Annotated in this window: 13 protein-coding genes; 8 read left to right on the top strand and 5 right to left on the bottom strand. The window is 68.4% G+C overall.

Annotation, left to right across the window (positions count from 1 at the left end; genetic code table 11):
• Positions 1–151 precede the first annotated feature (151 nt).
• Entirely contained in the window at positions 152–676 is a 525-nt protein-coding gene (locus ON33_RS23390) for a hypothetical protein (RefSeq protein ID WP_040861181.1), read from the top strand.
• 5 nt (positions 677–681) lie between these two features.
• On the opposite strand, the gene ON33_RS38460 is transcribed toward ON33_RS23390, so the two are convergent.
• The gene (locus tag ON33_RS38460; protein WP_051152683.1) at positions 682–1,158 is read right to left on the bottom strand and encodes an MmyB family transcriptional regulator; all 477 of its coding nucleotides are present in this window, start codon (positions 1,156–1,158) and stop codon (positions 682–684) included.
• A gap of 148 nt (positions 1,159–1,306) precedes the next feature.
• Here ON33_RS38460 and ON33_RS38455 point away from each other — a divergent pair, with 148 nt between their 5' ends.
• From ON33_RS38455 to ON33_RS23365, 4 genes are all read left to right on the top strand, one after another.
• On the top strand, positions 1,307–5,053 hold the full coding sequence (locus ON33_RS38455) for an ATP-binding protein (RefSeq protein ID WP_051152682.1): 3,747 nt from the start codon (positions 1,307–1,309) through the stop codon (positions 5,051–5,053).
• Positions 5,054–5,129: 76 nt separating this feature from the next.
• The gene (locus ON33_RS23375) at positions 5,130–5,783 is read left to right on the top strand and encodes a CHAP domain-containing protein (protein ID WP_373281058.1); all 654 of its coding nucleotides are present in this window, start codon (positions 5,130–5,132) and stop codon (positions 5,781–5,783) included.
• Between the two features lie 160 nt (positions 5,784–5,943).
• On the top strand, positions 5,944–7,164 hold the full coding sequence (locus ON33_RS23370; protein WP_040861180.1) for a hypothetical protein: 1,221 nt from the start codon (positions 5,944–5,946) through the stop codon (positions 7,162–7,164).
• Positions 7,165–7,459: 295 nt separating this feature from the next.
• On the top strand, positions 7,460–8,185 hold the full coding sequence (locus ON33_RS23365; protein WP_040861179.1) for a DUF1906 domain-containing protein: 726 nt from the start codon (positions 7,460–7,462) through the stop codon (positions 8,183–8,185).
• A gap of 23 nt (positions 8,186–8,208) precedes the next feature.
• Here ON33_RS23365 and ON33_RS23360 read toward each other — a convergent pair whose 3' ends face one another.
• Positions 8,209–8,577, bottom strand: coding sequence for a hypothetical protein (locus ON33_RS23360; protein WP_040861178.1), 369 nt, complete (start codon positions 8,575–8,577; stop codon positions 8,209–8,211).
• 177 nt (positions 8,578–8,754) lie between these two features.
• Entirely contained in the window at positions 8,755–9,507 is a 753-nt protein-coding gene (locus ON33_RS23355; protein ID WP_051152680.1) for an Rv1157c family protein, read from the bottom strand.
• 341 nt (positions 9,508–9,848) lie between these two features.
• On the opposite strand from ON33_RS23355, the gene ON33_RS23350 reads away from it, so the two are divergent.
• Together ON33_RS23350 and ON33_RS23345 are read left to right on the top strand one after the other, a co-directional pair.
• Complete coding sequence (locus ON33_RS23350) at positions 9,849–11,081, top strand: mannosyltransferase (RefSeq protein WP_373281057.1); 1,233 nt, start codon at positions 9,849–9,851, stop codon at positions 11,079–11,081.
• A gap of 248 nt (positions 11,082–11,329) precedes the next feature.
• Positions 11,330–12,016, top strand: a complete 687-nt coding sequence (locus ON33_RS23345; RefSeq protein ID WP_051152678.1) for a glycosyltransferase 87 family protein — start codon at positions 11,330–11,332, stop codon at positions 12,014–12,016.
• On the opposite strand, the gene ON33_RS23340 is transcribed toward ON33_RS23345, so the two are convergent.
• Both ON33_RS23340 and ON33_RS42325 read right to left on the bottom strand, forming a co-directional pair.
• Entirely contained in the window at positions 12,007–12,300 is a 294-nt protein-coding gene (locus ON33_RS23340; RefSeq protein ID WP_040861176.1) for a 4a-hydroxytetrahydrobiopterin dehydratase, read from the bottom strand. The two genes, ON33_RS23345 and ON33_RS23340, sit on opposite strands and share 10 nt — an antisense overlap.
• Positions 12,301–12,320: 20 nt before the next feature.
• Positions 12,321–12,497 (bottom strand): hypothetical protein, encoded by a 177-nt coding sequence (locus ON33_RS42325; protein ID WP_085996833.1) that lies wholly within the window; start codon positions 12,495–12,497, stop codon positions 12,321–12,323.
• Between the two features lie 169 nt (positions 12,498–12,666).
• Here ON33_RS42325 and typA point away from each other — a divergent pair, with 169 nt between their 5' ends.
• Complete coding sequence (typA, locus tag ON33_RS23335) at positions 12,667–14,565, top strand: translational GTPase TypA (protein WP_040861175.1); 1,899 nt, start codon at positions 12,667–12,669, stop codon at positions 14,563–14,565.
• The last annotated feature ends 157 nt before the right edge of the window (positions 14,566–14,722 follow it).

The raw sequence follows: 14,722 nt of genomic DNA, 5'->3' as shown, positions 1-14,722 counted from the left end.
AGGGGTCGGTCCGATCGATGTCCGGCGACTATAATTCCGGATGTTGCACCGGTCGGGCGTCGAGGAGAGATCTGTCCGAGTCTGGTAACTCGGCGAGCCGGCATGATTCGGATGACGAAGCCAGCAACCCCTCCCGCGTAAGGAGAGGCGCATGCCCAACCCCATGCGCACCAAGGTCTGCCTCTGCGACAGCCTGTCCGGATCACCCGTGCTCAGCCTGTTCCTCGTCCCCGAACCGCGCGTGGTCGGCGCCAGCGTGCTGCACCTGCTGGAGCAAACCCCGTTGTCCGCCAGCTCGATTCCGCGTCCAAACCCGCACCTCATCGACTGGTTGCAGGAGCACGGCTCACCCGCCATCCGCACCCGCTTCCTCGCCTTCGGGCCCGGACAGCACGACCCACACGGTGTGCACGCGGTGCTGCACGATCACTTCATCGTCGACCCCGGCCCCATCGGACTGGACATGGACGATCCGGATGAGATGAGCCGGCTCGCGCTGCTCCCCGAACACTGGCTCGGCCCCCGGCGCATCGACGACTTCCATGACCTCGCCGTGCGGAACACCATGCTCGCGGTCTACGAGCACTTCGGCGTGGACCGGCGCATCCCGCTCATGTATCACGGCTACGCCGAACCCGAGGACGGCTGGTTCGAGGTCCCCGCCGCGGAAGCCTGAGCCGGCTAGTCGAACGGCACCACCGTCAGCAGCCACCACGGCCGCTGCGGTGACTGGAACTCGAAGGTCTGCACGTACATCCGGCGTTCCCGGCGGGTCAGCGGATCGTTCATCAGCACCGTGCGCTCGCGCGGCTCCGGCGGCACCACATGGCTGTGCCACAGCCGATCCCAGTCGGGGGAGCGGCGGGCCAGATTGACGATCTCCTCGACCCGATCCGGCCGCAGTTCGGGGGCGGCGGCCCGGAACGCCGACACCATGACCTGCGCCTCGGCCTCCCAGTCACCGAGCCGGTAGCGGGCCATGGGTTCCAGCAGGATCGCCGTCATCAGGTTCGCGCCCGGACCCGTACCTGGAAACAGCTTCCGGAAGGCGTCGTTCGCGGCCACCACGTCATAGCCGCCGTCATGCAGACAGGCCGGATGCGGAAGGCTGTGCAGGACCGCGAGATCGGCGGCCGGCGGCGGAGAGGGGTCGAACACCCGAGACAGTGTGCGGGACAACTCTTCGGAGCGTCTTCGTATCGAGTTAAGTCCCGTCACAAGACTGGGTACTCTCGCAGAATTTCTGTCATATTGAGAGGATCCTGTTTGGTTTTATTCGAGGTGGGTTCGGGGGTCGCACAGCGGCATGGCGCTCATACGGATCGGGGTGCTGGGCCCACTGCACATCAGCATCGACGAACAGCGCGTGCCGCCGGGCGCGCCGATGCAGTGCGCGGTGCTGGGACGGCTGGTCGCGGCAGGTGGCCGGGTGGTGCCCACCGAGCGGCTCATCGACGACCTCTGGCACGGTGATCCGCCCGCCAAAGCCGTTGCCGCGCTGCAGGTGTACATCCACAACCTGCGCCGGGTCTTCGAGCCGGACCGGCCGCGACGGGCGCACTCCCGCGTCATCGTGTCCGAATCCCACGGGTACGCGCTCAATCTCGAACCCTCCCAGGTGGACTCCTGGCTCTTCGAACAACTGCTGCACGGGCACGAGGCCGCCATGCGCGACCCCGCCGGGCGACCCGAACCACTCGAACAGGTGCGGGTGCTGGACGCCGCCCTGGCCTGCTGGCACGGCGGCGCCTTCGAATCCTTCCCCGGAATGCCCTGGGCGGCACAGGAGGCCGCCCGTCTGCAGGCCCTGCGCCTGACCGCCGCCGAACTGCGCGCCCAGGCCGCGCTGGAATTGAACCGGCCCGCCGAGGTGGTGCTGGCGCTGCGGCCCATCCTGGAGGAGCACCCCGGACGCGAGGAATGCGCGCGGCTGCTGGCCGTCGCGCAGTACCGGCTGGGACAGTCGCTCGACGCGCTCGCGACCGTGCGTAGCAGCCGCGAATTCCTCACCCTCGAATTCGGGGTGGATCCCGGTCCGGGACTGCGGGAGCTGGAGACCGCCATCCTCACCCACTCGGTGGACACCGAGACGGTCACCCCGCCCGCCCCCGCGCGGCCCGCCGAACCCGCGCCGCTCCGGGCCCCGGAACCCTTGCCGGACAGCGGATATGCCGCGCAGCGCGCCGCCGTGCTGGCCGCCGCCGACGCCGCGTCCGCCGGGCACGTGCGACTGGTCTGGCTCTCCGGCGAGGCCGGGGCCGGAAAGACCACCCTCGCCACCGCCCTCACCACTCACCTGACCGACCGCGGCTGGGCCACCGTGTTCGGTCGCTGCCCCGAGGTCGAATCCGCGCCGCCCGCCTGGGCCTGGGCCGAAGTGCTCACCGGCCTCGACGCCGCCGACCCCGAAACCTTCACCGCCGCCGACGCTTTCACCCTGGCCCGGCGCGTGGTCCGCTCCTGTCGCGAACGCTCCGCGGGCGCACCGATCGCCATCGTGCTCGAGGACGTGCACGGCGCCGACACCGCCACCCTGCAGGTACTGCGGCAGGTCGTGAACTGGCTGCGGGATCGTCCGATCCTCATCGTCGCCACCCTGCGCGGTACCGAGGCGGGCCCCGGCGTCCGCGACACCGCCGCCGCCCTCGCCCTGTTCACCGCCGACCGCCTCGAACTCGACGGCCTCGACATGGCCGGCACCCGCCGCGCCGCGGCCGCCGCCGGGCTCACCGACCTCGACGACCGCACCGTCGAACTGCTGCGCCGCCGCACCGGCGGCAACCCGCTGTTCGTGCGCGAACTCGCCAAACTCGTTGCCGCCCAGGGCACCACCGACGGCCTGCCCGACAGTGTGCGCGACCTGATCGGACGCCGCATCGGCCAGCTCCCCGCCGACGTCGTGGACCTGCTGCGCCACCTCTCGGTCTGGGGCGAGGACAGCGACATCGCCACTCTCGCCGCCTCCGCCGACCTTCCCGCCGACACGGTCATCGACCTGGTCGCCGCCGCCGAATCCGCGCGCCTGCTGCGCACCGACCGGGCCGGCCGCGTCACCTTCGACCACGCCCTGGTCCGCGAAACCGTCTACTACGACCTCCCCACCCTGCGTCGCACCCGAATGCACTGGGCCGCTTTCGAATACCTGCGCCGCGATCCGGAACCGGGCGTCACCGCACCGGGAACGATCATCGCGGCCGGCCAGGACGACGGGCCCGCTGCCACCGCGACCGAGCCGGAAGACGTTCCGGGCATGGGGAATCGAGTGCTCAATGCGCTGTGGGGCGCCGACCATCTGGTCGCGGCACTGCTCGGATCGCCGCGGCCCCGGGTCGCGCGCCGCAACGACCGCACGCTCGCCGCCCTCCGCGGGGCCGACGAGCTGGCGGCGGACCGTCAGGCCGAAGCGGACGCGGCGATCCGATCGACGGCTCCCGTCTTCACCGGATCCGACCGGCTGTTGCTCGAATTCGTCGATGCCGGAAAGAGTTCCGTGCACGATGCGGTGCACGTACCGCGCGGGCGGGACATCGACGCCCTCGCCCACCACGCGGCGCTGGGCGCGGACGCCGAAACCGCCACGGTGGCACTGCCGTACGTGCGGGCCGCGGCGCGACGGTGCGTGGAGCGGCGGATGCGAGCCGATGCCGTGCGACGGTGGCGATCGGTGCTCGCGCTGCACGATCTGGCCGGGCACGCGAGCGCCGGGGCCGCGCGCACGGATCGGCTGGCGGTGCTCGAGGCGCGCTGCGAGCTGGTGGTGGCGCTGGCCTACGACGGCCAGCACATCGCCGCGCGGACGGCGCGGGAGCTGGCGCTGGATCTGGCCGAATCCTTCGGCGCGACAACCGATTCACCCGGTGGGCACGAGCTGCTCGCCCATGCCGTGACCTGCTGGCCCACACCGTTGATCTGGTCGGTGCACGACTGGCACACCCCTGACCTGCGCATCCGCGAACCGCTGCGCCTGGCCGGCGCCGATATCGGCCTGCCGGCGCGCACGCGAATCCTGTTGCAGGTCACCGCCGTCTTCGACCGCGCCGTCGAGGACCCCTCGGCGGCCCGCATCCTGGCCGGCGCGGCCATGGGCCTCGCCGAACCCCTCGACGATCCGGATCTGCTGTGCACCGTCCTCAACGCACAGGCGTTCGCGGCCTTCGCGGCGGGCGGATTCCTGCGCGCCCACGACCTCCGGCGGTACGCGACCCGGCTGCTCGAGGTGTCCACCGCGGCCGAACTCACCGAATTCCGCGCGCTCGCACACTATCTGCTGTTCCGCGCCACCCTGGCCGACGCCGACCTGGTGGCCGCCGCCGAACACGCCGGCCGGGCCGGCGAATACGCAACCGATGGACAGCTGCGGCACCTGCTGGACGCCATCGCCCCCTTCGGCATGGTGCTGGAACTGTTGCGCGGCAACACCGATGAGGTGCTGCGCATGCTCGGCGCGGGCTCCGGGGAGCTGGACGTCCTGGTCGCGCACTCCGGCGAGGGCGCGGCCGAACCGACCCGCGACCCGAACGCACTGCACGTCGGCATCGCGGTATCCATCGGCTGGCTGCGCAACGACATGTCGGTCTACTTGAACGATCTGCGCGAGCGGACCGCCCTCAAACCGGAACTGTTCGTTCACGGTTACGCACTGGCACTGGTGCATTCGGGTCGCCCCGAGGAGGCCCGCCGGGTGCTGGCCGCCGCGCCGCCGCTGGCCCCGCAGTTCTGGTCCACCTTCACCGGAGTGAAGGCCCGCCTCGCCATCGCCCTCGGCGATCCGGCCATGGCGCTGCGCGTCTACCAGCAGCTGCTGCCGTACGCGGGCACGGTCTGCGGGCTGGAGACCGGCGCCTCGGTGCTCGGGCCCATGGACTACGTCCTCGCTGAGCTGGCCACTTACCTCGGCGACCACGAGCGGGCCGCCGACCACCGGGCCGCGGCCGAGGAACTACAGGCCCGGCTGCAAGCCGAGCTGGCCGAACTCGCGCCCCGCGGCGCCGGGCTCATGCAGGCCGGCCGCCTCGGGCCGATGGGCCGCAGCCGGCTGGTGCGCCGATCCTGAGGGAACTCCGCGGTCCGATGGAACGTCCTACTTGGTAGGGCCGGCGAGCGACCGGAACGGGGGAGGACGCATGACACTGGAGCTGGAGCGCCCGCAGCGGAGACGGCGACGCTGGCTGGTCATGAGCACCGTTGCGCTGGTGGTGATTTCGGCGCTGAGCGCCGGGGGAGTACTCGGCGTGCGGTGGTGGCAGCACCAACACCGGCACGAGGAACCCTACGGCCCGCGTGAGCTGGACGGACGCCTGCTGCACGATTTCCCGGAGATCGATTCCGCCGGGTTGACTCCGGAGCAGACCCGGGTGGTCGAGGTGCTGCGACAGCAATTCGACGAACAGAGCGGCCGGGACAAATACTCCGAGGGTATCGACGAACCCTGGTGCGCCGACTTCGTCAGCTGGGTGATGCGCGCGTCCGGACAACCGCTGAGCAATCCGAATTCCGGATCCTGGCGGATTCCCGGCGTATACACCCTGGAGGAGTACTACCGAGGACAGCACCGTTTCGAACAGGCGAACAACGGTTATCTACCGCGCGCCGGGGATGTGGTGATGTACTCGGATTCCAGTGTGTTCCATCAGCACACCAATATTGTGATCTCAGCGGATTCCGATACCATCACCACGGTGGGCGGCAATGAGGCCGGCGAATCCGGCGGTGTCGCGATCCACGAATTCCGCCCATCCGGCACCTCGGGGCTGGTCGGATTCGGGCGATTGGGAACACGCTGATTCCACATTCTGGAAACACGCGGGGCGGGGTGTACTACTGAGCGCACCTTCCGCTTACGATGGGTTTCGGCGGCGCCCGGCAGCGTCGTCGATTGATCCCTGTCCTGCTGCCCCCTCATCGGCAGGACAGGGGTCCCCGCCCGCCGATGAAAGAAGCTGGATGACGTCGCCCGAGGAACCGACCTGGATCGATTACGCCGAATTCGGCGAACGTTTCGTGGCGGCGGCGGTGACGGAAACCCGGATCGAATCAGCGGTCTCCAGCGTGGCGGGGCGCGGTATCACCATCGGCCCCTTCGGAATCGGGCCCGCGGGCCTGGCTCGCTTCGTGGCCAAGGGCAGCATCGGCAAACCCACCGTCATCCGGCGCGGGCCGCATGTGCACTTCGACGTCATGCTCCCGGTGAAACTCCGGGTCGACGTCACCCTCGGCGGGCAGCGGCTGCGGCTGGAGGCGGTCGTGGAGATCGACCTCACCATGCACGCCCGCACCGCCGATCCACTGCTCATCGTCATCGACATTCCCCCGGTCACCGGGCGCGACGTCAGCTTCGTCATGCGCGCGCAGGCCATCGGCACGGCCTGGGAACTGCTGCTGGACCCCATCGCCAAACTGGTGCAGCGCGAGGTCGCCAATCGCATCAACGCCATTCTCGCCGACGCGGATTCGCAGCGTGGCCGCACCTTCGACGTGCAGGCCATCATGGACGGCACCCAATCGGCCTACCGCGGGCGGCCCACCCACGAGTGGATCGGCTATGACGAATTCGGCCGCCGGTTCTTCGCGCGCATCGTCACCGCGGAACGGGTGCGGCAGGTCGTGGAATCCATGGCGGGCAGGCCCATCGCGGTCGGTCCGCTGCGCACCGGTCCCGGCAACAAGGCCGAGGTCTGGGTGCAGGGCAGTGTGCGACTGCCCCGGGTCGCCGCCGCCGGACCGGTCACCGTCACGCCGATGCCCGAGCCGCGGATCGCCGAACTGCCCAATGCCGCGGCCGAAACCGCCGCGGCGGCCGAGGCGCTCGCGAACTCTCACGATCCGGCGCTGGTGCGCTTCGATCTGACCATTCCGGTGAGCCTCGACATCTCCGTGGACGTGCTCAAGACCAACCGTTATCGCGCCGAGGTGCAGGTGCCGGTGGCCCTCACCGCACGGGCCGCCGAGCCGTTGCTGATCGTGATCGACGCGGTGCCGCCGCGGGCCCGCGACATCGATCTGGAGATGACCGCCGATGGCTGGCGGGCGGCCGCGCTGAGCAAGCTGGCCGGCATGCGCAAACAGATCGCGGCCCAGGTGGCGACGGTCGTGCGGGCGGAGGTGGCCGATGTGTCGCGCCGGACCATCGATGTCGGCGCCCGGCTGGACTCGACCCGCGTCTGAGGTCCGCCGCCACGGCAATTCGATAGCTCTTGATTCGCTATCGGCCGGTCGTTGCCCGGTTTCGCCCCGATGTGACATATGGTGCCGATGTGCTCGATGAGCCTGGCGATTCCAATGTGAATATGGTGAAATGAGGTCACGTTCAGGGCTCCCGGCGCACGGATGATCTTGTTTTCATCGGGGAAGGTGCGCCGGGCACGCCGCAAGTAGTTCCAACCGGTCACCGGTGAGATTCCCTCTCCCAATCGTCACGACCGGAATGTTCGACCAGCGAGTGTGTGCGAAGGAGCCCGTGATGCGTATTGCCCATGTCAATCGACGGAACTTCCTCTCCGGGGCCACGGCTCTCGCCGCCGGAATCACCGCCGGACTGACCCTCCCACCCGCCACCGCGGCCGCCAGGCAACAGCTCGGCACCCTCCTCGACTACGCCGGCGGCGTCCCTTCCGCACAATCCATCAGCGACGACGGGCATCTCGGCGTCATCCGATACGTCTCCGACCGGCGGCCCGGCGCGGAATGGATGGAAGGCAAACCGCTGCTCGCCCGGGAGGTCGACGCTCTACGCGCCGCGGGCCTGACGGTGGTGTCCTGCTACCAGTTCGGCAAGGGCCCGACCGCCGACTGGCGCGGCGGCTACGCGGCCGGATTGAAGCACGCCGCACGGGGATTGATCCTGCACAAGGCTGCGGGCGGGCCCGACAGCGCACCCATCTACGCCTCCATCGACGACAACCCCGGCGACGACGATTTCGAGCAGTTCATCGAGCCGTACCTGCGCGGCTGGGAGACCGTGATCGGACACGGCCGGACCGGCGTCTACGCCAACTCGCCGACCATCGACAACATTCGCGACGCGGGCCTGTGTTCCATGTTCTGGCAGCACAATTGGGGCACCCCGAAGGGATACGTCCACCCCGCCGCCACCCTGCACCAGTTCGAGATCGACAAGCGCGAGGTCGACGGCGTCTCCGTGGACGTCAATGCCGTACTGGCCCCGCAGTACGGGCAGTGGTGGTGAAACCCGCCTGAAAGGCGGCCGGGCTAGGTCTGGCAGTGGCAGGTCGGGTCCGCGGCCAGGTCCGGTTCCTCCGGGACGACCCGGAGCATGAGGTGGGGATCGTTGTGTTCCCGCTCGCCGCTACCGTCGGCGAAGACCTCGCCATTCCCGTTCCAGGAGAACAGGGACCAGCGGGACAGCGCCGAGAAGGCGGAGCCGAGGCTGCCGAAGGAAGCCGAGGAGATGAGAGAGCCGAACGAGCCCACCGACCCGATCGACAGCACCGAACCCACGCTGCCGATGGACAGGATCGAATAGGCCGAGCCGATCGACAGGATCGATCCCTCCGAACGTATCGAGAGGATCGACCGGCGCGAATGCAGTCCCCGCACGGGGTTGGTCACAGCGGCCATAGTGTCGGTCTACCACACAGCACCCCGAGGCAGCACGGAACGTGACAACTGATTTGGTGAGTTTCGGAGTAACTCACCGGGTACGTCCGAAATCGGTTCGTCTCTCAACCGCCGGCACGGATGCCTGACAGCGAGCGGCTCTCGGCCGCCCGCTGAATATTCGGAGAGGCGGTACCGCTAGGCGACGGTGAAGAATCCGATGGTCGGCAGGAAGGAGCAGGTGATCGGCTGCGACTCCGGATCGGCCTGGGTGGTCAGCGAACCCGAGACGATGGCGACCACACGACCCGAACCGGTGTCGGCGATGGCCGACAGGGTGGCCGGGCCGTCGGGGTTGATGTGCGCGTCATTGGTCAGGTTCTGGGTGCCGGTGGCGCGCGTGTCGAGGTTCAGCCACTGCACCGTCATCGGGGTGGGCTGCACATCGGTGGGCTGCTTGGTGCCCAGCGCGGTGAACACGAATCCGGCCTGGCCCTGCGCCGGTCCGGGCGGGGGCAGCTGCGCGGGGCCGCCGACGGCCAGCGCGGTGCCCACCGAGTCGGCGGAGGAGGAGATGCAGCCCTTGCCGATGGTCGGCCACAGGAACTGCGAGATGACCGGGCCATCCTTCGGGATGTCCGGGCCGCCACCGCCGCTGCCGTCCAGGAAGGTGATGACCGCGAGCAGCGTGGTCTTCACCTGCGGCGGCAGGTTGCTGTTCTCCAGCAACTGCTTGGCCTGGGCGAGGATGGCGTTCTTGGGACCCGCGTCGGCGATATCCGCCGGTCCGGTGGCCGCGCCGATGATGGCGGGGACCAGCGAGGCCAGCGCGTCGACCGGAACCCCTTCGGGGATCATGGGAATCGACGTGCTCTGGGGAGCAGGCGCGGGCTTCGCGTAGGCCGTCGGCACGGCGACGGTAGCGCAGGCCGCCAGGGCCAACGCGGACATTGCGAACCGCGATCCTCGGGTGCGAAGCACTGGTGTAGCCGTCCTTACCTTCAGGGACATCTAGCGGCGATGGAGCCATCGCTCCGCGCCACTCTAGGGACCGGGCTGCCTTGTTGTACAGCCGCGGTGTGATCTTGGCGAACTAGATCAGCTGACGCTATCGAACCACCGACCGGACTGCGTGTTACGGATGGGGTCAGTGATGCAAATGTTACAGCGGAGGGTCCGCGCTGCGCGGCACATTCCGCGGGCGACTACGCTTGCCGGGGCCATAGCGCCGCAGTAGCGAGGCCCGTAAGCCGCATTCGCCAGCCGTGCACCCGGCCGGTGACCCGACCGAGCTGAAAGACAGTGCCGTGAATCGACACTTCCACATGGCCGCCGCGGCACTGGGTATTTCCGTGCTGGCACGTCTGGTGTGGGTCCTGTTCCTGCCCAATGGCATGAACTTCGTGGACCTGCACGTCTATGTGGACGGCTCGGCGAATCTGTTCGGTGGGAACCTCTACGACTACACCGATTCCAGTAAGACGCCCGATTTTCCGCTGCCGTTCACCTATCCGCCTTTCGCGGCGCTGGTGTTCTATCCGCTGCATTTCCTGCCGTTCGGCGTGGTAGCCATCGGATGGTTGCTGGCCACGGTGGCGGCATTGTTCGCAGTGGTGTGGTTCGCGCTGGAGATGATCGCGGGTCGCGAGGCCATGCGTGAACAATTCTGGCGCACCGCCGCGGTGGCGTGGACGGCGATCGGCATGTGGCTGGAGCCGGTGCGGTCGACTTTCGACTACGGCCAGGTGAATGTGTTCCTGGTGCTGCTGGCCATGATCGCGGTGCGCAGCACGCGCTGGTGGGTGTCGGGCACGCTGGTCGGCGCGGCGGCGGGCATCAAACTGACCCCGGCCGTCACCGGGCTTTACTTCGCGGCGCGCAAACGCTGGTTCACGGCGATCTGGTCGGCGCTGGTGTTCTTCGGGACCATCCTGCTGACGTACCTGTTCGCTCCCGGTGAGACCGACAAGTATTTCCGGGAGCTGCTCGGCGACGCGCATCGCATCGGGCCGGTCGGGTCGGCGACCAATCAGTCGCTGCGCGGCGCGCTGAGCCGCCTGCTCGGCCACGACGTGGTGTCGGGGCCGGTGTGGATCGCGGCCGCATTGGTGACGGCCGTGCTCGCGTTCTTCGCCTGGCGCGCACTGGATTCCAGCGATCGGCTGGGCACGCTGATCATCGTGCAGCTGTTCGGGCTGATGGTGTCGCCGATTTCCTGGTCGCATCACTGGATCTGGCTCATCCCGGTCATCCTGTGGCTGGTCTACGGACCGCTGCGGGAGGTGGCGGGGGCGTGGTTGCTGGCCGGTTACTGGCTGGTGGTCACGCTCATCGGCGTGCCCTGGGTGCTGGGCTTCTTCCAGGACTCGATCTGGACCATCTCGCGGCCGGGCATCCTGTCCTGGCTGGGCGCGGTGGACGTGCTCGGCGTACTCGCGCTCTACATCTGGATCATCCGGGCGGGCCGGCTCAGTCCCGGGCGGCCGGTCCATCGGTCCCCTGAGCAAGCGCCGTGTGATCGGTGAGATGAGTTTCTCGGTGTGAGGTTCACACTGCCAATGTTGTTGGTGCCCTTAGTTTTCGGGGAGCGCGGCGTATTCGTTGGTCCGGCTACGCTTACCCGCGCGCCAGCCGTCAATTCCGGTCGGTGATCGACGCGACCCGAAAGTCCGTGCGGTGAATCGACGTTTCCGCCTGGCTGCCGCCGCTCTCGGCATCTCGGTGCTGGTCCGCCCTGCTGTGGGCGCTGCTCTGGCCCAGCAACCGTATCCTCGTGGACTTGGCTGCGGGCGCGCTGGTCGGCCTGGGTGCGGGCGTCAAGCTGACCCCGGCGGCGACCGGTTTGTACTTCACGGCGCGCCGCCAGTGGCTCGCCGTGATCTGGTCGGCGGTGGTGTTCGCCGGGACCATCGGCCTGACCTACCTGCTCACACCGCGGGAGACCGACAGGTACTTCGGGGAACTGGTCGGTGACCCGCATCGCATCGGGCCCGTTGGTCCGGTGATCGATCAGTCGCTGCGCGGGGCGCTCAGCCGGCTGGCCGGCCACGATATCGGGTCCGGGCTGCTGTGGAAGTCGTCCGTCGCGGTGACGGCCGTGCTCGCGTTGTTCGCCTGGCGCGCACTGGGTTCCGGTGATCGCCTGTGCACGCTGATCATCGTGCAGCTGTTCGGCTCGATGGCCTCGCCGATCTCCTGGTCGCACCACTGGGTGTGCCTGATCCCGCTGATCCTGTGGCTGCTGTACGGCCCGCTGCGCGAGGCCGCCGGTGCGCGCCTGATGGCCGCGTACTGGTTTGTTCGTAACGGGGATCGGCGTGCCCTGAATGCTGGGCACGCTGCAGAAGTCGATGTGGGATATCTCGCGTCCGGGTTACCTCGCCTGGCTGGGCGCGGCGAACGCGATCGGTGTATTGGCGCTCTTCGCCTGGATGATCCGGGCCGGGCGGCTCAGCCCTGAGCGTGCAGCCGATCGATCTCGCGAGCGAGAGCCGTATCCAGTGGCGTGAGACCGCCCGCGGAGTGGGTCGAGAGCGCGAAAGTGACCCGCCGCCAGCGGATATCGATGTCGGGATGGTGGTCGGCGGCCTCGGCCGCGGCGGCCACCCGGCGTACCAGTTCGATGCCGGCCAGGAACGAGGGGGCCTCGATGGTGCGGGTGATGCTGTCGCCCTCGCGGGTCCATTCGGGCAGTTCGGTGAGGGCCTTGGCGATGTCGTCGTCGGAGAGCAGCGCAGGACTCATAAGTCCGGTGTACTCCGGATTCAGGCCGCCCGCGCGGCTTTGAGGCACTTCTCGAGTTCCTTGCCGCAGCAGCCGGAGGCCTCGGCCTTCTTCATGCGCATGATGACGACAGGGCATTTCACGCACCGCGTCTTCTTGCGGCAGCATTTCTTCTTCGGTTTCAGACCCGAGACGTCCTTGGCCTTCACCTTGCCCATGTTGGTTAGCTTAACCTAACCTCAGCCCAGTAACCATGTGACTAAGTCCGCCCGGTAATGTGTAGCTCGCCGCATGCCCGGTGGAGTTCGCCATGTCTCGTAGTAGGCAGCCCCACGCATGAGACCCATCCGGGTCGGCAACAGACTTTTTCACCAGGAGGAATCAAACGTGTCGTCTGTCGAGTTCCGCAACGTCGCCATCGTGGCGCACGTCGACCACGGCAAGACAACACTGGTCGACGCCATGCTCCGGCAATCGGGTGCGTTCGCCGAACGCGCCGAACTCGTCGACCGAGTGATGGACTCCGGTGACCTCGAGCGCGAGAAGGGCATCACCATTCTCGCCAAGAACACCGCTGTTCACCGGCATAACGCCGACGGATCGGTCACCGTCATCAATGTCATCGACACCCCCGGCCACGCCGACTTCGGTGGTGAGGTCGAGCGCGGCCTGTCCATGGTGGACGGCGTCGTGCTGCTCGTCGACGCGTCCGAGGGTCCGCTGCCGCAGACCCGCTTCGTGCTGCGCAAGGCTCTCGCGGCCTCGCTGCCGGTGATCCTGGTGGTCAACAAGACCGACCGTCCGGACGCCCGCATCGAAGAGGTCGTCGAGGAATCCCACGACCTGCTGCTGGACCTGGCCTCCGACCTCGACGACGAGGCCTCCGAGGCCGCCGAGCTGGCCCTCGACCTGCCGGTGCTCTACGCGTCCGGCCGCGCGGGCGTCGCCTCCACCAGCCGCCCCGACAACGGCCAGGTGCCGGACGCGGAGAACCTCGACGAGCTGTTCGAGGTCCTCATGAAGTACGTCCCCGCCCCCAAGGGCGACCCGAACGCCACCCTGCAGGCGCACGTCACCAACCTCGACGCCTCCCCGTTCCTGGGTCGAATCGGCCTGGTGCGCATCCACAACGGCACCCTGAAGAAGGGCCAGAACGTCGCCTGGATGCACGGTGACGGCGTCAAGAACGTCAAGATCACCGAGCTGCTCAAGACCATCGGCGTCGAGCGTCAGCCCGGCGAGGAGGCCGTGGCCGGTGACATCGTCGCCATCGCGGGCATCCCGGACATCATGATCGGTGACACCCTCGCCGACGTCGACAACCCGGTTGCGCTGCCGCGCATCACCGTTGACGAGCCGGCCATCTCGGTGACCATCGGCACCAACACCTCGCCGCTGGTCGGCCGGGTGCAGGGGCACAAGCTGACCGCCCGCATGGTGAAGTCGCGCCTGGACCAGGAACTGGTCGGCAACGTGTCGCTGCGCGTGCTCGACATCGGCCGCCCGGACGCCTGGGAGGTGCAGGGCCGCGGTGAGCTGGCGCTGGCCATCCTGGTCGAGCAGATGCGCCGCGAGGGCTTCGAGCTGACCGTCGGCAAGCCGCAGGTGGTCACCAAGACCGTCGACGGCAAGGTGCACGAGCCCTTCGAAGAGCTGACCATCGACTGCCCGGACGAGTACCTGGGCGCGGTCACGCAGCTGCTGGCGGCCCGCAAGGGCAAGATGGTCCAGATGAGCAACCACTCCGCGGGGTGGGTGCGCATGGAGTTCATCGTCCCCTCGCGCGGTCTGATCGGTTTCCGCACGGACTTCCTCACCGAGACCCGCGGCACCGGTATCGCCAACGCCGTGTTCGACGGCTACGCCCCGTGGGCCGGCGAGATCCGCGCCCGCCACACCGGATCGCTGGTCTCCGACCGCAGCGGCTCGGTCACCCCGTTCGCCATGATCCAGCTGGCCGACCGCGGCCAGTTCTTCGTGGAGCCGGGCGCCGACACCTACGAGGGCCACGTGGTCGGCATCAACCCGCGTGCCGAGGACCTCGACATCAACGTCACCCGCGAGAAGAAGCTGACCAATATGCGGTCCGCCACCGGTGACGTGCTGGAGACCCTGGCCAAGCCGCTGCAGCTGGATCTCGAGTCCGCGATGGAGTTCTGCACCGACGACGAGTGCGTCGAGGTCACCCCGGAGATCGTGCGTGTCCGCAAGGTCACCCTGAACGCCAACGACCGTCAGCGCGAGATCTCCCGTCGCAAGGCTCGGGACAAGGCTGTATCCAATTAGCCTCCGCTTCGCTCCGGCTGTTCGCGGCCCTGTGACCCCGGTCTTACCTCCCTCCGTTCCTCCGCTTCGCTGCCCCGCTCCGGTCAGTCCAGACCGGGGCGGGCCGCGAGCCTTGGGCGGGTGTCGAGCGCCGTAGTGCTCGGTGGGGGACCGGGGT

Origin of the sequence: Nocardia niigatensis NBRC 100131, from assembly GCF_000308655.1 — a bacterium.
Lineage (GTDB): Bacteria > Actinomycetota > Actinomycetes > Mycobacteriales > Mycobacteriaceae > Nocardia > Nocardia niigatensis.
Note: the sequence above shows the minus strand (reverse complement) of the source record. Positions and strands in the feature narration are given on the sequence as shown.